Source organism: Pseudomonas sp. TE3911 (assembly GCF_054062775.1).
This window is the reverse complement of record NZ_JBSSFP010000001.1, coordinates 5,871,162-5,889,108: the sequence shown is the minus strand read 5'-3', so window position 1 is coordinate 5,889,108 and position 17,947 is coordinate 5,871,162. Positions and strand designations below refer to the sequence as shown.

Annotated in this window: 14 protein-coding genes; 5 read left to right on the top strand and 9 right to left on the bottom strand. The window is 61.3% G+C overall.

Annotated elements, in window-relative coordinates:
* Positions 1–213 precede the first annotated feature (213 nt).
* The gene (locus ACVWXD_RS26740; protein WP_122763938.1) at positions 214–1,374 is read left to right on the top strand and encodes an MFS transporter; all 1,161 of its coding nucleotides are present in this window, start codon (positions 214–216) and stop codon (positions 1,372–1,374) included.
* Here the strand turns inward: ACVWXD_RS26740 and ACVWXD_RS26735 are convergent.
* Entirely contained in the window at positions 1,371–3,104 is a 1,734-nt protein-coding gene (locus tag ACVWXD_RS26735; protein WP_122681963.1) for a DUF4153 domain-containing protein, read from the bottom strand. The two genes, ACVWXD_RS26740 and ACVWXD_RS26735, sit on opposite strands and share 4 nt — an antisense overlap.
* 281 nt (positions 3,105–3,385) lie before the next feature.
* Here ACVWXD_RS26735 and ilvD point away from each other — a divergent pair, with 281 nt between their 5' ends.
* The gene (gene ilvD, locus ACVWXD_RS26730) at positions 3,386–5,227 is read left to right on the top strand and encodes a dihydroxy-acid dehydratase (RefSeq protein ID WP_032884175.1); all 1,842 of its coding nucleotides are present in this window, start codon (positions 3,386–3,388) and stop codon (positions 5,225–5,227) included.
* 193 nt (positions 5,228–5,420) lie between these two features.
* Here the strand turns inward: ilvD and ACVWXD_RS26725 are convergent, their stop codons facing one another.
* On the bottom strand, positions 5,421–6,482 hold the full coding sequence (locus ACVWXD_RS26725) for an HAD family hydrolase (RefSeq protein WP_095185144.1): 1,062 nt from the start codon (positions 6,480–6,482) through the stop codon (positions 5,421–5,423).
* 242 nt (positions 6,483–6,724) lie between these two features.
* Here ACVWXD_RS26725 and ACVWXD_RS26720 point away from each other — a divergent pair, with 242 nt between their 5' ends.
* Positions 6,725–8,116, top strand: a complete 1,392-nt coding sequence (locus ACVWXD_RS26720) for an L-cystine transporter (protein WP_457371513.1) — start codon at positions 6,725–6,727, stop codon at positions 8,114–8,116.
* Between the two features lie 77 nt (positions 8,117–8,193).
* Here the strand turns inward: ACVWXD_RS26720 and ACVWXD_RS26715 are convergent, their stop codons facing one another.
* Complete coding sequence (locus tag ACVWXD_RS26715; protein WP_122763940.1) at positions 8,194–8,706, bottom strand: dihydrofolate reductase; 513 nt, start codon at positions 8,704–8,706, stop codon at positions 8,194–8,196.
* A gap of 69 nt (positions 8,707–8,775) precedes the next feature.
* Here ACVWXD_RS26715 and ACVWXD_RS26710 point away from each other — a divergent pair, with 69 nt between their 5' ends.
* Both ACVWXD_RS26710 and ACVWXD_RS26705 read left to right on the top strand, forming a co-directional pair.
* A complete protein-coding gene (locus ACVWXD_RS26710) occupies positions 8,776–10,155 on the top strand; it encodes a DUF2868 domain-containing protein (protein WP_457371512.1) in 1,380 nt (459 codons plus the stop codon).
* Entirely contained in the window at positions 10,148–11,515 is a 1,368-nt protein-coding gene (locus ACVWXD_RS26705; protein WP_181642970.1) for a DUF3482 domain-containing protein, read from the top strand. Before ACVWXD_RS26710 ends, ACVWXD_RS26705 begins: the two co-directional genes overlap by 8 nt.
* 6 nt (positions 11,516–11,521) lie before the next feature.
* Here the strand turns inward: ACVWXD_RS26705 and ACVWXD_RS26700 are convergent, their stop codons facing one another.
* The 6 genes from ACVWXD_RS26700 to ACVWXD_RS26675 all read right to left on the bottom strand — a co-directional run bounded on the left by ACVWXD_RS26700 (position 11,522) and on the right by ACVWXD_RS26675 (position 17,794).
* A complete protein-coding gene (locus ACVWXD_RS26700) occupies positions 11,522–12,064 on the bottom strand; it encodes a hypothetical protein (RefSeq protein ID WP_181642971.1) in 543 nt (180 codons plus the stop codon).
* A 92-nt stretch (positions 12,065–12,156) separates the two neighbouring features.
* Complete coding sequence (locus tag ACVWXD_RS26695; RefSeq protein WP_181642972.1) at positions 12,157–12,711, bottom strand: phosphonate degradation HD-domain oxygenase; 555 nt, start codon at positions 12,709–12,711, stop codon at positions 12,157–12,159.
* Positions 12,711–13,844, bottom strand: coding sequence for a TIGR03364 family FAD-dependent oxidoreductase (locus ACVWXD_RS26690; protein WP_095185148.1), 1,134 nt, complete (start codon positions 13,842–13,844; stop codon positions 12,711–12,713). The genes ACVWXD_RS26695 and ACVWXD_RS26690 overlap by 1 nt, the downstream gene beginning before the upstream one ends.
* A 135-nt stretch (positions 13,845–13,979) precedes the next feature.
* The gene (locus ACVWXD_RS26685; RefSeq protein ID WP_095185149.1) at positions 13,980–15,002 is read right to left on the bottom strand and encodes a putative 2-aminoethylphosphonate ABC transporter substrate-binding protein; all 1,023 of its coding nucleotides are present in this window, start codon (positions 15,000–15,002) and stop codon (positions 13,980–13,982) included.
* Between the two features lie 19 nt (positions 15,003–15,021).
* Positions 15,022–16,728 (bottom strand): putative 2-aminoethylphosphonate ABC transporter permease subunit, encoded by a 1,707-nt coding sequence (locus ACVWXD_RS26680; RefSeq protein WP_401383899.1) that lies wholly within the window; start codon positions 16,726–16,728, stop codon positions 15,022–15,024.
* A gap of 1 nt (position 16,729) precedes the next feature.
* Complete coding sequence (locus ACVWXD_RS26675) at positions 16,730–17,794, bottom strand: putative 2-aminoethylphosphonate ABC transporter ATP-binding protein (RefSeq protein WP_401383897.1); 1,065 nt, start codon at positions 17,792–17,794, stop codon at positions 16,730–16,732.
* Positions 17,795–17,947: the final 153 nt, after the last annotated feature.

Genomic DNA, 17,947 nt, shown 5'->3' with positions numbered 1-17,947 from the left:
CCCCGATAGCCGTGCGTCAGCCAACTAATAGGGGGCTGACACTACGCAATCGGGGGCAAGCCACCTCCCACATTTGTTTTGTGGTTGCCGTGAAAACTTTTCCTACCCAAGCAAGCCACGTCTACTCAGGAAATTTCTATCAACGCTTTTGATTGAATTCCACTTTTCGCAGACTAGTATCAGTTTCTGGTTTTACTCCGGAAAACAAAAACAATGTCTGGGCCGTCTCTCTCCCGCTTCATCCTAATCACCTGCATTTCCCTGATCAGCTTCTTCCCGATCAATATCCTGCTGCCCTCGTTTCCCGCCCTGTCTGCGCAGTTCGATACGCCCAGCGCAGACATCGCACTGTCCATCAGCCTGTTCACTTTGGTGTTTTCGATCTCCCAACTGGTCACTGGCCCGCTGTCGGATAAATGGGGTCGCAAGGAAGTGCTGCTCGGCTGCATCACGCTGTCGATCCTCGGGGCGATAGGCTGCGCAATGGCCCCGGATTACCTGACGTTCCTGCTGTTTCGCACGGTGCAGGCCATGGGCTGCGGCTTCTTCGTGTTGGGCCATGCACTGGTGGAAGACCTGTTCGACGAACAGGACCGAGCCCGGGTACGCCTCTATTACATGACCCTGAGCGGCTCGTTTGTCGCCCTATCACCACTGATCGGCTCCTGGCTGCAAACCACCTTCGACTGGCAAGGGAGCTTCTATGGGTTTGCGCTCATGGCATTGGGCATGTTGATCCATGCGTTCTGCATTCTGCCTTCCCAGGCTGCCAGCCCGCACCGCGTACCCGTTTCGATCCTGGGCACGCTCAAAGCAGTCGCCGCCAATCGCGACTTTCTGCGCTATTGGTGGATCGCCGCCCTGGTGTTTGCCTGCTATTTCGCCTTGATCAGCGTGACACCGCTGATTTTCATGGATGCGCTGAAGCTGTCCGAGTACCAGTACGCGTTGGTGCTGATGGTGTATGGCGTGGCCTACCTGCTCGGGGGCGTCGCAGCCTCGCACTTGCAAAAACGCATGACGCTGTCCCGGCAAATCAACATCGGTCTCGGACTACTGCTCGTTGCTGGCGCACTGTTAACCCTGATCGTGAGCCTGAAAGCCATCAGCACCGTGACCTTGCTCATCCCAATGCTGATCAGCGCCCTGGCCGTCACCCTGGTTCGGCCTGCTGCGATTTCCGCAGCGATGCTGTTGTTCTCAAGCAGTGCGGGCACCGCAGCATCGGCCGGGAACAGCATCATGTTTCTCACGGCGGCCATCAGCAGCGCCGCACTGGCCCAGGCCGGCGATTATCTGCTCATCACCATCGCCATCGGGTTCATTGTGCTCAGCCTGTGGGGGCTGATGACCAACAGCCGTGCGGGCCGCTAAGGCTCCCGAATCACCGGCGTAAGCAGCATATCGCTGGTCTGCAACTGCAAATAACGGGGTTTGACCAGCGAAACCTTTCCTTCGCGGATATCGTGGATCAGCGTCTCCGTGTCGACATAACCGTCCGGCAGCTGCGTCCACAACAACGGACCACGATCGTCCCATTCGCCCTTCTCATCCAGCACGAAAATGCGTGGCGGCTTGGAATCGTGACGATAACTGGTGCTCGGCATTGCCAGCACTTCGGGTTGGCCATCCTGATCCAGGTCGACCGCCCACAGCACGCAACCCAACTCGCAAGGGGAGTCCGTGCTCAGGCTGAGCTCGGCAAATTGCTCGCTGCCTTTGGGCTCCGGGCCGATCCATTCCAGTTCGGGCTTGGGCCGCTCCGCCTGTTCCTTTGCATAGCGCTCGGTGAAACTCAGCGCCGTGTCGTCCATCCGCTCACGCAAGGCGCGGCGCGAATCCGGGTCCAGAATGCGTTCCTGATCCAAGTCGACCTGCAACTTTGCAAACGCCTCCTCGCCTGCTTTCTCCAGGCCAAACCGCAAGTAGTCCGCATCGAACGCTTCAGCCTTGGTGCGCCCGTCGAGCAAACGCCGGACCTGATCGTCGACGCTCAAACGTACCGGATCGAGGATCGGCGTATTGACCAACACCACCAGCCCACAAAACAGCAACGCCAGGGCCGGGTTGGTCACCCGCAAGTTGGCGAGCCAGATCGGCGAACGCAACACCACCGCCCAAACGGCCGCCAGGCCATACAAGCCACACAATAGCGCCGCCGCCAGCGCAATGAAGCGTTGTGGCGACAAGGCATATTGCTCCACCCGCAGCCAGCTCGAATAAAACGCGATGGCGGCGAGAATCGGCAGACACAGCAGGCTCAACTCGATAAAACGCGTTAACCATTTGGGGTACGGCCGAGGCTGAACACCCTCCTGAAAAACACCGTTGAGCAAGAACAGTTGCGCACCTGCCAGTACCAGAAGAATGGGCGTTGAATAACCCGTCGCCCAAATTCGTTGGAGCCCGGTGAACGGTAAAGTCAGGGTAAAGAGCAGACTGATCAGGGCGATCAACGGCAACAACAAGCCACAGGCGCTGAACAGCATGCCGCGCATCTGGCCGATGACTTTCTCGCTGCGCGCCGCCAGGTACATGCCCAGGGCGAACACCAACGGCAAGCTGATGCACAGGAATCGCTGGCTCCAGAAGTGATGCTCAAAAAATTCGATGCCCAGCATCAGGAACAGTCGGCCCCATAGCTTGAGCAACAACATGAACACCCCCACCAGGATCAGGGCGTACAGCACGATGAACACGCTGTTCCAGGCCTGCTGAAACAGGTCCTCATAACGCCAGCGCTGCCCTTTTTCGGCGGGCCAGGCGAACAAAAACGTGGCACAGACATAACTCAACAACATCACGCTGATAAACCAGGAATTGATCGCCCAACGGCTATTGCCGACATGGTCGAGGCCGTAACAGACCCACAGCGTCATGCCGCCCATCAACAGGGTGAACGCCAGCGTAGGTAGCAGCGACCGCCACCGCAGGGCTTTTTCCCCCAGCAACTGCAAGGTGGTACCGCCGACCAACACAACGGTGTAGGTGACAAAAAACAGAGTTTCGCTCAAGCGATAGAGCTGATCGGAGTAATTGAAGACGATTCCCTGGATCAGACCGATCAGCAGGTAAAACCCAAGAAAACGATGGATACCGGGCATTCCAATTCCTTTGGAGAGGGGTGGGGGGCAAAGGGTCGCTAGTCTAAACAAAGCCCACGGACATGAGTATTGCCCCGTTCCCTCCAGCCGCCAGCGGTGTAGAATCGGCCCTATTCATCGCCAGTCATCCCCCGGCGGGTTTATGAGCTCAAGGCCAATGCGCACGGCGATCCCGTCACGTTTGCGGCAACTTCCGGACACCAGGGCCATTTTTCGGGTGTTCCAGACGTCACTAGAAGCTCACTCCCCTTTGATACCGATTAGCCGCCCGGAGTGCTCCAATGCCTGATTACCGCTCGAAAACATCCACCCACGGCCGCAACATGGCCGGCGCGCGCGCACTGTGGCGTGCCACGGGGATGAAAGATGACGACTTCAAGAAGCCGATCATCGCGATTGCCAACTCTTTTACCCAGTTCGTACCGGGCCACGTCCACCTCAAGGACCTGGGCCAACTGGTCGCCCGCGAGATCGAACGCGCTGGCGGCGTAGCAAAAGAATTCAACACCATCGCCGTGGATGACGGCATCGCCATGGGTCATGACGGCATGCTGTACTCGCTGCCAAGCCGCGAGATCATCGCCGACTCCGTGGAGTACATGGTCAACGCGCACTGCGCCGACGCCATCGTCTGCATCTCCAACTGCGACAAGATCACCCCCGGCATGCTGATGGCCTCCCTGCGCCTGAACATCCCGGTGATCTTCGTCTCCGGCGGCCCGATGGAAGCCGGCAAGACCAAGCTCGCCTCCCATGGCCTGGACCTGGTCGACGCCATGGTCATCGCCGCCGATTCCAGCGCTTCTGACGAGAAGGTTGCGGAATACGAGCGCAGCGCCTGCCCGACCTGCGGTTCGTGCTCCGGCATGTTTACCGCCAACTCGATGAACTGCCTGGTCGAAGCCCTGGGCCTGGCGTTGCCGGGCAACGGTTCGACCTTGGCGACCCACAGCGACCGCGAGCAACTGTTCCTGCAGGCCGGCCGCACCATCGTCGAGCTGTGCAAGCGTTACTACACCGAGAACGATGACTCGGTATTGCCGCGCAACATCGCCAACTTCAAGGCGTTCGAAAACGCCATGACCCTGGACATCGCCATGGGCGGTTCCACCAACACCATCCTGCACTTGCTGGCCGCCGCCCAGGAAGCCGAGATCGATTTCGACCTGCGCGACATCGACCGCCTGTCCCGTCACGTGCCGCAACTGTGCAAAGTCGCGCCGAACATCCAGAAGTACCACATGGAAGACGTGCACCGCGCCGGCGGGATCTTCTCGATCTTAGGCTCTCTGGCCCGTGGCGGCCTGCTGCACACTGACCTGCCGACCGTGCACAGCAAGTCCCTCGCCGAAGGCATCGCCAAGTGGGACATCACCCAGACTGACGATGAAGCCGTGCATACCTTCTTCAAGGCCGGCCCGGCGGGCATCCCGACTCAGACTGCGTTCAGCCAGTCGACCCGTTGGGACACCCTGGACGACGATCGTGAAAACGGCTGCATCCGCAGTGTCGAACACGCCTACTCCCAAGAAGGCGGCCTAGCCGTGCTCTACGGCAACATCGCCCTCGATGGCTGTGTGGTGAAAACCGCCGGTGTGGATGAGTCCATCCACGTCTTCGAAGGTCGCGCCAAGATCTACGAAAGCCAGGACAGCTCGGTTCGCGGCATCCTCGCCGACGAAGTGAAAGAAGGCGACATCGTGATCATCCGCTACGAAGGCCCGAAAGGCGGTCCGGGTATGCAGGAGATGCTCTACCCGACGTCCTACCTGAAATCCAAAGGCCTGGGCAAAGCCTGCGCCCTGCTGACCGACGGCCGCTTCTCCGGCGGCACCTCGGGCCTGTCCATCGGCCATGCTTCGCCAGAAGCCGCTGCCGGTGGCGCGATTGGCCTGGTGCAGGATGGCGACAAGGTGCTGATCGACATTCCGAACCGTTCGATCAACCTGTTGATCAGCGATGAAGAACTGGCGGCGCGCCGGGTCGAACAGGACAAGAAAGGTTGGAAGCCGGTTGAAAAACGTCCACGTAAAGTGACCACCGCGCTGAAGGCTTATGCCCTGCTGGCCACCAGCGCCGATAAGGGTGCTGTGCGTAACAAGGCGATGCTCGACGGCCTGTAAGCCTCGCCCCAATAAAAATGCCCCGCCAAGTGCGGGGCATTTTTTTGCCTGGAGCAATTCTCCAAAACACTGAGGATCACAATGTGGGAGGGGGCTTGCTCCCGATATAGATGGGTCAGTCAACACATGCACCGACTGGCACCCTGCTATCGGGAGCAAGCCCCCTCCCACATTTACCGGCGTAGAGCCGTGGTTATTGAATCTCATCCGGCTTGACGATCACCCAGTTCTTATCCGCCGTCACCGGCAACCCTTCCTTGGCCTGCGCCGCAGCATGCTTGGCCATCATGCCGTTGAGTTGAGTCATGTATTTGTCTTTGCGGTTGATCCACAGGTGCACGCCGCCCTTGGCGACGTCTACATCGTGGAACAGCATGTAACCGTCGCTGGTCGGCGTGTCGCCACCGACGATCACCGGTTTTTTCCATTCGTCGATGTAGGTGAGGATCGCCGCGTGTTTACCGGCCATCCAGGTCGCCGGGGTCCACAGGTAGGGGGTCAGCTCCAGGCCGAGGTTGGCTTTCTCATCGTATTTGCCTGCGGTGATCTGCTTGCGGGCGGTGGTCAGCTCGCCGGTCTTGCGGTCCTTGAGCAGGGTGGTCACGCCGATGACGTTTTCAGGTTTGACGTTGTAGCCGTACTTCGGATCCGCCGCGACCATGCGCACCAGTTCCTCGGAAGCGGCCGTCATCACGTACACCTCGATGCCGTTTTCCATCAGCTTGTTGTACAGCTCGGTCTGGCCGGTGAAGACTTTCGGCGGCTGCACCTCGGACTTCTTCACCACGTCGCCTTCGAAATAGCTGACCGGCACGGGCTTGCCGGACGCCATCAGCTCATCCACCTGAACCTTGAGTTCCTTGAGGGTGAAGCCGGAAAACACCTGGGCGACCCAGGGGTAGCAGACCATGTCGTCCACTTCGCACAGGCGATAGTAGTAACTGAACAGGCTTTCCTTATGGTCGGCCGTGTCTTTGAACGGCATCAGCTTGAGCGAAGGATCAAGGCTGTCGCGGGTGATCAGGCCCTTGTTTTCCATGTAGGGCAGCAGGGACTCTTCGAGGTCGTAGCGGTAGCTGGTGTTGTCCATGTCGAACACCGCGTAGTTACCCTTGTTGGCGTTGGCGGCGATCATGTCGTTCAGTTGCTTGGCCGCAGGTGCGGGCCAGTGTTTCAACTCCGTGGCGGCAAACGCCTGGCTGGCGAGTCCCAGGCAAAGTGCGGCGGATACCAGTAGTTTCGGCGCGAGCTTCATAGACGTTGTCTCCCTGAGTGAAAGACATCGACGCTAACAAATCCTCGTGACAGTTCCCATGTTGAGCGCGACCGCGCGCGTCCTGATCCCGCCAACGGCATACGCCTGAGCGTCAAAGGCTTATTCCAAAAACGACAGTCACCATTCCATATTGGTATTAAATCAATATATTTCAAGCTGTTAGGATTTCCGGTTCGCAATCGCAGGCTCACGCGATTGGCTGCCTTCTCAACGGAGCTTCAATGAATCTGCCCCTGATTCTCAACTTACTCGTGTTCGTGGCCCTGCTATTGGGCCTGGCACAAACCCGTCGCACAAACTGGAGCCTCGCCAAGAAGGTTCTGTTTGCCCTGGTCCTGGGCGTGGCGTTTGGTGTGGCGCTGCACAGCATTTACGGTGCCGGCAACCCGGTGCTCAAGGCCTCCATCGGCTGGTTCGACCTAGTCGGTAACAGCTACGTGCAGTTGCTGCAAATGATCGTGATCCCGCTGGTATTTGCCTCGATCCTCAGCGCTGTGGCGCGCCTGCATAACGCAGCGTCCTTGGGCAAGATCAGCTTCCTGACCATCGGCACGCTGCTGTTCACCACCGCGATTGCGGCATTGATCGGTATCGGTTTGACCAACCTGTTCGGCCTCACCGCCGAGGGCCTGGTGGCCGGCACCCAGGAAATGGCGCGCCTGCAAGTGATCCAGAGTGATTACGCAGGTAAGGTCGCCGACCTGAACATCCCTCAGTTGCTGCTCTCGTTTGTGCCGTCAAACCCGTTTGCCGACTTGGCCCGCGCCAAGCCAACGTCAATCATCAGCGTGGTGATCTTCGCTGCTTTCCTGGGAGTTGCCGCGCTGCAACTGCTCAAGGATGACGTGGAAAAAGGCCAGAAAGTGCTCAACGCCATCGACACCCTGCAAGCCTGGGTGATGCGTCTGGTGCGCCTGGTGATGAAACTGACCCCATACGGCGTATTGGCGCTGATGACCAAAGTGGTCGCCGGTTCCAACCTGCAAGACATCATCAAGCTCGGCAGTTTCGTGCTGGTGTCGTACCTGGCCCTGGGCCTGATGTTCGTGGTGCATGGCCTGCTGCTGTCGCTGGCCGGGATCAACCCGCTGCGCTTCTTCCGCAAGGTCTGGCCAGTGCTGACGTTTGCCTTCACCAGCCGTTCCAGCGCGGCGGCTATCCCGCTGAGCATTGAGGCGCAGACTCGCCGCCTCGGCATTCCGCAATCCATCGCCGGTTTCGCTGCTTCGTTCGGCGCGACCATCGGCCAGAACGGTTGCGCCGGCCTCTACCCGGCCATGTTGGCGGTGATGGTGGCGCCGACCGTGGGCATCAACCCGTTGGACCCGCTATGGATCGCGACCCTGGTGGCGATTGTGACCCTGAGTTCGGCCGGTGTTGCTGGCGTGGGTGGCGGTGCGACGTTTGCCGCGCTGATCGTGCTGCCGGCCATGGGCTTGCCGGTCTCACTGGTGGCGCTGCTGATTTCCGTGGAGCCGCTGATCGACATGGGCCGTACGGCGTTGAACGTGAATGGTTCGATGACGGCAGGGGCAATTACCAGCCAGATCATGGGGCAGACGGACAAGGCATTGTTGGATGCAGATGAGCATGCGGAGTTAGCGCAGGCCTGATAGACCGCCATCGGGGGCAAGCCCCCTCCCACATTTGGAATGCACTTCAATGTGGGAGGGGGCTTGCCCCGATGCTTTTAGGCTTTTTCCCAGACTTCGAAGTTGTAAGCCGGCTTATCACCTTCAGCTGGGTTTGGCAGATTGGAAACCAACGTCCACTGGTTCGCATCAAACTCCGGAAACCACGCATCCCCTTGCGGACTCAGCGCCACGCGCGTGAGATATAACCGATCCGCCTGCTCCAGCCCCTGCGCATACAACTGCGCGCCACCGATCAGCATCAACTCATCCACGCCCTGCTCCAGCGCCCAAGCTTCAGCCCGCGCCACGGCGGCATCGAGTGACGGAAAAACTTCCGCACCTTCAAGCTTAAGATCGGTCTGACGGCTGACCACCAGGTTCAAGCGCCCAGGCAGCGGTCGACCCAGAGAATCCCAGGTCTTGCGCCCCATGATGATTGGCTTGCCAAGGGTGGTGGCCTTGAAATATTTGAAATCCCCCGGCAAATGCCAGGGCATGCTGTTATCGACGCCGATCACGCGGTTTTCACCGAGGGCCGCGATCAGGCTTAAAGGGAGAGTTTTTTTCATGGCGACGAGAATACCAGAGCCAAGACCTAGCGGTTATGCTCCAACCTCACTTGCTCAACAGGACGGCGCGTGACTGCACTGAACCCGCTGCAAAAACTCTGGCTGACAGAAACCGTGCGCCTGCGTGAAGAACACGCAGGCGCTCTGGAAGACTTGGAAGCCAACCGCCTGGCCCGCACGGCCGGCGGCGATCTGTCGACGCGCATCCAGCATCGCGCCTTGCATCTGGCCGAGCGCGATGGGCTGACTGCCGCCCTCACCCGCTGGCTGCAAGGTGCGCGTTTGGCACTGGTGCTGCTGGCGCTAGTCGCCGTTATCAGCGGCGCCGGGCTGGCCTTCGCGGCACTGGGCAACGGCTTGGCCCCGGTGAATGTGTTCTGGGCCCTGGGCAGCCTGCTCGGTTTGAACCTGATCCTGTTGATAAGCTGGGCACTGGGCCTGCTGTTTGCTGGAGAGCACAGCGCCAGCCTTGGTCGCTTATGGCTGTGGCTCAGTGAAAAACTCGCCCGTGACGCCAAGGCCGCGCAATTGGCCCCGGCGTTATTGCTGTTGTTGCAGCGCCAGAAACTCAATCGCTGGGCAGTCGGTGTGCTGGTCAACGGACTGTGGCTGCTGGCATTGCTCAGCGCGCTGATCATTCTGCTGACACTGCTCGCCACAAGGCGCTACGGCTTTGTGTGGGAAACCACCATTCTCGGTGCCGACACTTTCGTCGCCGTCACCCAGGCCCTCGGCGCCCTGCCAGCTGTGCTTGGTTTCAATGTACCGACCGTCGAGATGATCCGCGCCAGCGGCGACTCCGCCCTCAATATCGAAAGCGCCCGCCAAGCCTGGGCCGCTTGGTTGGTGGGCGTGTTGCTGGTCTACGGCCTGCTGCCCCGACTCATCCTCGCCCTGTTGTGCCTGTGGCGTTGGAAAGCAGGACGCGCGGCCTTGCGTCTGGACCTGAACCTACCGGGCTATAGCCAACTGCGTGAACGCCTGATGCCAAGCAGTGAACGCCTCGGCGTCAACGACGCCGCGCCCGAGCAACTGCACCACGTTACCGGCGGCGTCAGCGAGCTGGAAAGCGACGGCGCCCTGCTGGTGGCCATCGAGCTGGACGACCAACACCCCTGGCCGCCCAAGCTACCAGCCCAAGTGAAAAACGCCGGCATCCTCGACAGCCGTGAATCGCGCAACAAGCTGTTGGAGCAGCTCACCCGCTTCCCGCCCGCGCGCTTGGCCATCGCCTGCGACCCCCGCCGTTCACCGGATCGCGGCAGCCTCGCGCTGATCGCCGAACTCGCGCGCAGCGCCGCAGCCACCCGCGTCTGGCTGCTGCAAGCGCCGCCCGGCCAAGCGCTGGATGCCGAACGCCTCGGCGATTGGCACACCGCGCTGCATCAGCTGGAGCTGCCCTTCGCCGACTGCGCGCCGTTGAACTGGCTGGAGACCGGTCATGACTAAACCGCTGAAACTCGCCGTGGTCGGCCACACCAACGTGGGCAAAACTTCGCTGCTGCGCACCCTGACCCGGGATGTGGGCTTCGGTGAAGTCTCCCATCGTCCCAGCACCACGCGGCATGTGGAAGGCGCGCGCCTGTCGGTGGACGGCGAAGCCCTGCTGGAGCTGTACGACACGCCCGGCCTGGAAGATGCCATCGCCCTGCTTGATTACCTGGAACGTCTCGACCGACCCGGCGAACGCTTGGACGGCCCGGCGCGCCTGGCGCGGTTCCTCGAAGGCAGCGAAGCGCGCCAGCGTTTCGAGCAGGAAGCCAAAGTGCTGCGCCAACTGCTGGCCTCGGACGCCGGTCTGTATGTGATTGATGCCCGCGAGCCGGTGCTGGCCAAGTACCGCGATGAGCTGCAAGTACTGGCCAGTTGCGGCAAACCCTTGCTGCCGGTGCTCAATTTCGTCAGCAGCAGCGACCACCGCGAACCGGACTGGCGCGAAGCCCTGGCCCGCCTCGGCCTGCATGCGCTGGTGCGTTTCGACAGCGTCGCGCCGCCGGAAGACGGCGAGCGTCGTCTGTATGAAAGTCTGGCCCTGCTGCTGGAAAACGCACGACCGCAGTTGGAACGCTTGGTCCTTGATCAGCAAGCCCAACGCCAGGCCCGCCAGCAAAGCGCAGCGCGGTTGATCGCCGAATTATTGATCGACTGCGCCGCGTGCAGGCGCAGCGTGGTCACTGAAGATGAGCAGCAAGCCATCGGCGATTTGCGCAAGGCCGTGCGCCAGCGCGAACAAAAATGTGTGGAGGCCCTGCTCAAGCTGTTCGGTTTCCGCCCACAAGACGCTGCCGCCAGCGACTTGCCGCTGCTGGATGGCCGCTGGGGCGACGACCTGTTCAACCCGGAAACCCTCAAGCAACTCGGCGTGCGCGTGGGTGGCGGGATCGCTGCCGGCGCGGCGGCGGGTGCCGGCGTGGATCTGCTGGTTGGCGGGCTGACGCTGGGCGCCGCTGCCCTGGCCGGTGCCATCGCCGGGGGCGCGCTGCAAACCGCGCGCAGCTATGGCAGCCGCCTGCTGGGCAAGATCAAGGGCCAACGCGAGTTGACCGTCGATGATAGCGTCCTGCGACTGCTCGCCCTGCGCCAACGCCAGTTGCTCAAGGCCCTGAGCGTGCGCGGCCACGCGGCGATGCACAGCATTAAGGTCGATACGCCCCAGGACAAAACCTGGCGCGAAGGCAAGTTGCCGGAGGCGCTGCACAAAGCCCGTGCCCATCCGCAATGGTCGTCGCTCAACCCCCACGCCAAGCTGAGCCAGACCGAGCGTCAGGAGCAGGTCGAAGCCCTGGCCGCACGGCTCGATGAAGCGTGACTGCGCTTACTGGGACGCGTACCACTCAAATCCCAGAAAAGCCGTGCATAACGTGCGGATCAACTCTTTATCGGCTTTGTTCGCGATACCGTCGCGGTCGATATCACTGTTGGTAAACGATTCCAGCACCCCGTCGCCATCACCGTCATAGGCGGCGGCCTTGTAGATTAGCGAACCCTTGCACTGCGACGCCGTGCGCTCATGGAAGTCCAGCTTGACCGCGTTGGGCGTGCCTGCTTTTGCGTAATGATCGACGTACATCGTCAACGTACGCTGCCAATGGCTGCGCCGATTGAACCAGTTCAACTTCAAAAAGCTGTCGGCAAAGGTGTCCACTCGATGCTTTTCCAACCCGCTGGGGCGGGTAATGGGGTTAAGGTCGTCCGCCCATTGCAGGTCGACCCTGCCATCCGCGCTCATGTCCACCGCAAAGATCTCGTGGATCAGCTCATCGGGACAGCCTGCCTGCTGCTCATAGAAGTGCAGGATAACCGTGTCCGCCTGACCATTGCCGCTCATGTCCTGGGCCGTCACTTTTAAGTAGCGCATCAGCGTTGCTCCTTGAATTAAAGAAGCAAACACCTTAGTGAGCCGACCACCGGCGTTCTAGGCGGCGTATCTGCGTTTGGCGTAAGGCCAATCTACGCAGCCAGTAGCCGTGCGGCCTTGGCCTTGAGTGCCCGCAGATCGAGCACCGGCACGTGCATTTGCTTGGCCAATTCGTCCCAGTGGCGCAGGCGCAGGCTGATTGCATGGAGCGGGTCTTGCTCGAAGGCCCGTGCCTCATCGGCCGTCATCACGCCGCCCTGATAAGCCAAGGTTCGACGGCTGGCTTCGCTCAGGCGCGCGTAGTAATCCGGCTGACTGAAGGTCAGGTAGCGCTTGGCCTGCACGTGATATTCCACCAGCCTGGCCATGCGTTCGCTGAACCCTGCCCGACGCAGGTAATCCGCCCCCAACCGCTCATGGCTGACCACGCCATAACCACCCATGTTCGCGTTGCCCTGGCCGCAGAGATGGCCGATGTCGTGAAAGAACGCTGCCAATACCACTTCATCATCGAAACCTTCTGCCATGGCCAACTGCGCGGTCTGGGACATGTGTTCGATCTGCGACACCGGCTCGCCGATGTAGTCCGCCGTGCCGTGCTGTTCGTACAAACCGAAGACGTCGGTAATCACCTGTTCCCGGTTCATCACGCCTCCCCACACAACGCGCGGATATTGCGCTCGGCCATCGCTGGTCCCACGCTCATGCCCACGCCGGTGTGCATCAACGCTGCACTCACGCCTGGCGCCGCCCGCAAGAACGAAAACGGCGCCGGTCCACGCGAGCCATAAACGCCCTGCCAACGCTCCACCACCTGGATCTTGCAGCCCAGGGTCTGCTGGGCCAGTTCGATCATCCAGTCGTCGACCTGTTCGGCGTTGAAGGGCGACGCATCGCTGCCGTACTCGTGGGAATCGCCGATGATCAGTTCGCCGTGAGGCGTCGGGCTGATCAGCAAGTGAATGCCATGCTCATGCAGGTACGGTGCTTCGCGAAGGATCTGCGCCTGCACCGGCGCGGCTTCCGGCAAGTCGGCGAAAGCACCGTAATGCACGCAACTGAGGCCGGTGAGCAAGGCGTGTTGCAGGTTCAGGTTGAGCACCGGCCGAGCGCGCAGCATTTGCAGGCGACAGACCTGCGGGTTGAGCGGCGCAATCGATTCGGCCAGCAGGGTTTGGTAATCGTGGCCGGAGCAGACGATGATCTGCTCGCCACGAAAGCTCCCCGCCGTGCTGTGCAGTTGCCCCGGCTCCACGTCGCGCACGAGCGTGGAGAAATGAAACTCCACGTTCAGCGCTTGCGTCAGGTAGTTGATCAGCGCCGGAATCGCCTCGCGCGAATACAGCTGTTGATCGTCCTTGCCATGCAGCGCGGCGCGGTGGTGGCGGAACTGGCCGCCGTACAGATCCTTCATTGCTGCGCCTTGCAGCAACTCGACGTTATAGCCGTACTCCTGCGCGCGACCGGCGCAGAAGGCTTCCAGCAGGTGTTCTTCAGCTTCGGTGCGGGCGAACAAGTACGAGCCGTTGCGCTTAAGTTGCAGCCCGGCGACTTGCGCCCACTGCCCCCAGATCGCACGGCTTTCCCGCGCCAGGTCGAGCATCGGCCCCGGTGGTTGGCCGGTGACCAGAGCCTGGCCGAAGTTGCGCACCGAGGCGCCCAACGGCGTGGCGCTGCGCTCGAAGACTTTGACCTTGAGGCCGCGTTTGGCGGCTGCATAAGCGTGGGAAAGGCCGAGGATGCCGGCGCCGATGATCAGCAGGTCGCTGTGGTGTGTCATTTAGTGATGTCCTGTTTTCAAGACCGCCATCGGGGGCAAGCCCCCTCCCACAGTTGACCGCATTCTCATGCAGGAACTCGGTCGACTATGGGAGGGGGCTTGCTCCCGCTAGGGCCATCAGCCCTAACGAAAACCTTACTGACCCGCTACCTTCTCCGACTTGCCGTCATAGCGCTTACGCCATTCAGTCAGGATGCTGTCGCGGTTTTTGGAGGCCCAGCCGAAGTCGTTCTTGATCAAACGCTGCTCGTAGTCCGCTGGCAATTCGGTCTGCGGCTTGGCGATTCCCGGCTGGGCGAGCACGGCAAAGTTGTCCTTGTACAACTCCATCGCCGCAGGGCTGGCAGAAAAGTCCGCCAGTTTCTTCGCCGCGTCGGCATGGGCGCTGCCCTTGATCACGGCAGTCGCTTCGATGTCCCAACCCAGGCCTTCTTTGGGCAGGATGATGTCCAGCGGCGCGCCCTGGCGCTTGAGCTGTACCGCCGGGTATTCAAACGAAATACCAATCGGGAATTCCCCCGAAGCCGCCAGCTTGCAAGGCTTGGAACCGGAGTGAACGTACTGGCCGATGTTCTGGTGCAGGTCGTCCATGTACTGCCAGCCTTGTTTCTCGCCGAAGGTCTGCAGCCACGCGCTTACGTCCAGGAAACCGGTGCCGGACGATGCCGGGTTGGGCATGACGATCTTGCCCTTGTACTCAGGCTTGGTCAGGTCTTGCCAGCTCACCGGCTTGGTCAGGCCCTGTTTCTCGGCTTCGACGGTATTGAAGCAGATGGTCGCGGCCCACACGTCCATGCCGACCCAGGCCGGGGGGTTGGCAGCGTCGCGGTAGTTTTTGCCGATCTTGTCCAGGTCCTTAGGCGCGTAGTTGTCGAGCATGCCCTGCTGGTCGAGGATCGCCAGACTGGAGGCCGCCAGTCCCCAGACCACGTCGGCTTGCGGGCGATCTTTCTCGGCCAGCAGCTTGGCCGTGATGATGCCGGTGGAGTCGCGTACCCACTTGATTTCAACATCAGGGTTGGCTTGCTCGAACGCCTTTTTGTAGGTCTTCAACTGCTCGGCTTCGAGGGCCGTGTACACGGTCAGTTCGGTTTTGGCGAAGGCATTCAGGCTGAATGCAGTGAGTACGGCAGCGACCAGCGCCAGGGGCTTGAACATGGAATACCTCCTTTAAGGGTTATTGGCCGGGCGCGGTCTGGCGCCAGGCTTGGGATCGGCGCAGCGCGCCACGTGAGGCCCACGCCAGCAGCAGCGAGACGCCGGCCGAGGTGAACAGGATCAGGGTCGACATGGCCGCCGCGCCGCCCACATTGCCGGCGTCGTCCATGTTCAACACGGCGACGGCGGCGAGGATGGTGTCGGGGCTGTAGAGAAAGATCGCGGCGGACACGGTGGTCATCGCCGACACAAACAGGTAGCGCACGATGTCCAGCAGCGCCGGCAGGCAGATCGGCACGGTGACGCGCAGGTAATGACGGTACAGCGGCGCCTTGAGCGACAGCGCGGCGGCTTCAAACTCGGCGTCCAGCTGGCGCAACGCGGTGGTGGCGGTCATCTGCGCAGTGGTCAAATAGTGAGCAATGGTGCACACCACCAGCAGGGTCATGGTCCCGTAGAACACGTGCAGCGGGTTGCCGTTGAGGTTGAAGAAGAACACGTAGCCCAGGCCCAGCACCAAACCCGGCACGGCCATCGGGACAAAGCTGAGCATGCGCAGCGCCAGGTTCAGGCCCTTCTGACCTTTGGTTTTTTCCATCAGATAGGCGCCGGTGAAGATCAGCACACTGCCAATCAGTGCTGTGCACAAGGCCATGCGCAGGCTGTTGCGATAGGCCAGCCAGCCGCCGCCCGCCGTGTCTTCAAACTGGTAGTGGTTCAGCGACAGCGACAGGTTGTACGGCCAGAATTTCACCAGCGAGGAGTACACCGCCATGCCGAACACCAGCAGCAACACGGAGCAGATCAGTAGGACGATGGCCAGGTAGCAGCCATCCCTTACCCGCGATGGCGTGGGCTGGAACACCTGGGCACGGCCACTCATGGCGTCGCCATGACGCCGGCGCAACCACGCATCCACGCCAAAACTGAACAGCGCCGGCAGTAGCAACACCATGCCGATCAACGCGCCGCGACCGAATTGTTGCTGGCCGACCACCGCCTTGTAGGCTTCCAACGCCAGCACTTGGTAATCACCACCGACCACCACGGGCACGCCGAAGTCGGTAATGGTCAAGGTGAACACCAGGCAGAATGCGGCGAACACCGCCTGGCGCGTGGCCGGCCAGGTGATGCTGCGAAACGCCCGTGCCGGGCTGGCGCCCATGCTAGAGGCGGCATCGAACAGCCGCGCATCCGCCAGGGACAGCGCCGACAACAGGATCATCAACGCGTGCGGGAAGGTGTAGATCACTTCCCCGAGCACAATCCCCCAGAAGCCGTAGATGTTGTCCGAAAGCAGCCCGCGCAGCATGCCCTGATTACCGAACAGATAAACCAGCGCAATGCCCGGCAGCATCGACGGTGCCATCAACGGCAGCAGCGACAGGCCTCGCCAGATCGCCTTGCCTGGAATCAACGTGCGTTGCAGCGCGTAGGCAAACAGGTAGGCCAGAGGTACGACAATGGCCGCCACGCTGAGGGAGACTTTCAGGCTATTGCCCAGCAGCCAGTGGAAGTTCTCGCTGGTGATTAAATCCCGAGCGGCCACAAGGCCACCGCCCTGCCCGGCCTCGCTGCTAAAGCCGCGCCAGAAGATCGCCAGCAGCGGCATCAACACGGCAACACTAAGCAGGCACAGCCAGAGCAGTTTGCCGCCGAGCACAAAAATACGGTCGCAGGTTTCGGCGCGGGAAACTTGCCGCGGCAGGGTCATGACAGCGGCCATCTCAGGCAAACACCTGCAGGCTGCGCGGCGGCAAGGCGACCCAGATGTCTTGAGCGCCCAGGCGCGGCATCGCCTCCGGGGCCAGTTCAGCCAGCAGCGGGTGGCCAGGCAGTTGGTCCAGTTCAAAGCTCATGCGGCAGCGGTTGCCGAGGAAGGTGATCTCGCGGACCTTGGCCGCGAACAGGTTTTCTTCATGCACTGGCGGGTTGACGCTGATGGCTTCCGGTCGGCAGAACAGGCGGCCGGACGTGGCCACACCGGCATCCTCGGCCAAGCGCATGTTCATCCCGCCGACCTGGGCATGGCTGGCACTGTTGCGGCTGAACGGCAGCCAGTTGCCCTGGCCGACAAACTCCGCCACGAACGGCGTGGCCGGGCGGTCGTAAATTTCTTGGGGCGTGGCGTATTGCTCGACCTTACCGTTGTTCATTACGGCAATACGGTCGGCCATCAACATGGCTTCGTCCTGGTTGTGGGTGACCATCAGCGTGGTGATGCCCAAGCGCCGTTGCAGCTGGCGCAGCTCGGTGCACAGGTGCTCACGCACGCGGGCGTCGAGGGCGGACATGGGTTCGTCCAGCAGCAGCAACGAAGGGGCCGGCGCCAAGGCGCGGGCCAGGGCAACGCGCTGCTGTTGGCCGCCGGAGAGCTGGCCGGGGTATTTCTTTTCGCTGCCGACCAGACCAACCAGTTCCAGCATCTGCCCAACACGCTGGCGCACTTCATCGCGACCACTGCCGGTGAGGCCGTAGCCGATGTTCGCTTCGATGGTCAGGTTGGGAAACAGCGCGTAGGACTGGAACAGAATGCCGTAGTCCCGCGCCTGAGGTGGCAGCAGGGAAACATCGCGATCACCCAGGTAAAGTTCGCCGCTGTCCTGGCGCTCCAGGCCGGCGATGCAACGCAGCAAGGTGGTCTTGCCGCAGCCAGACGGACCCAGCAGACACACCAGCTCGCCGGCGGCGACGTCCAGGGACACGTGGTCCAGCGCGGTAAAGGCGCCGAAGCGTTTCTGGATACCGCGCGCTTTCATTGGCGCGCCGGGTTGAGTCAGGACTGTGTTCATGGTGGCACCTCATCGAACTGATGAAGGCCATGCTAGGCGGGCAATGCGTCCCTCTTGTGGCAGAAAGGCAAAAGGGAGTGATAGTGGTATTGGTGGATTTGTGTAGGTGATTTGGAGGGGGGTGCCTGGTTTACCGCAATCGGGGGCAAGCCC

Coding starts and splice junctions, on each gene's coding strand:
- ACVWXD_RS26685 (WP_095185149.1), bottom strand. CDS start 15,002: ATGTTCAAGCCCCTGGCGCTGGTCGCTGCCGTACTCACTGCATTCAGC.
- ACVWXD_RS26700 (WP_181642971.1), bottom strand. CDS start 12,064: ATGCGCTACTTAAAAGTGACGGCCCAGGACATGAGCGGCAATGGTCAG.
- ACVWXD_RS26680 (WP_401383899.1), bottom strand. CDS start 16,728: ATGGCCGCTGTCATGACCCTGCCGCGGCAAGTTTCCCGCGCCGAAACC.
- ACVWXD_RS26675 (WP_401383897.1), bottom strand. CDS start 17,794: ATGAACACAGTCCTGACTCAACCCGGCGCGCCAATGAAAGCGCGCGGT.
- ACVWXD_RS26740 (WP_122763938.1), top strand. CDS start 214: ATGTCTGGGCCGTCTCTCTCCCGCTTCATCCTAATCACCTGCATTTCC.
- ACVWXD_RS26690 (WP_095185148.1), bottom strand. CDS start 13,844: ATGACACACCACAGCGACCTGCTGATCATCGGCGCCGGCATCCTCGGC.
- ACVWXD_RS26715 (WP_122763940.1), bottom strand. CDS start 8,706: ATGAAAAAAACTCTCCCTTTAAGCCTGATCGCGGCCCTCGGTGAAAAC.
- ACVWXD_RS26705 (WP_181642970.1), top strand. CDS start 10,148: ATGACTAAACCGCTGAAACTCGCCGTGGTCGGCCACACCAACGTGGGC.
- ilvD (WP_032884175.1), top strand. CDS start 3,386: ATGCCTGATTACCGCTCGAAAACATCCACCCACGGCCGCAACATGGCC.
- ACVWXD_RS26725 (WP_095185144.1), bottom strand. CDS start 6,482: ATGAAGCTCGCGCCGAAACTACTGGTATCCGCCGCACTTTGCCTGGGA.
- ACVWXD_RS26720 (WP_457371513.1), top strand. CDS start 6,725: ATGAATCTGCCCCTGATTCTCAACTTACTCGTGTTCGTGGCCCTGCTA.
- ACVWXD_RS26695 (WP_181642972.1), bottom strand. CDS start 12,711: ATGAACCGGGAACAGGTGATTACCGACGTCTTCGGTTTGTACGAACAG.
- ACVWXD_RS26735 (WP_122681963.1), bottom strand. CDS start 3,104: ATGCCCGGTATCCATCGTTTTCTTGGGTTTTACCTGCTGATCGGTCTG.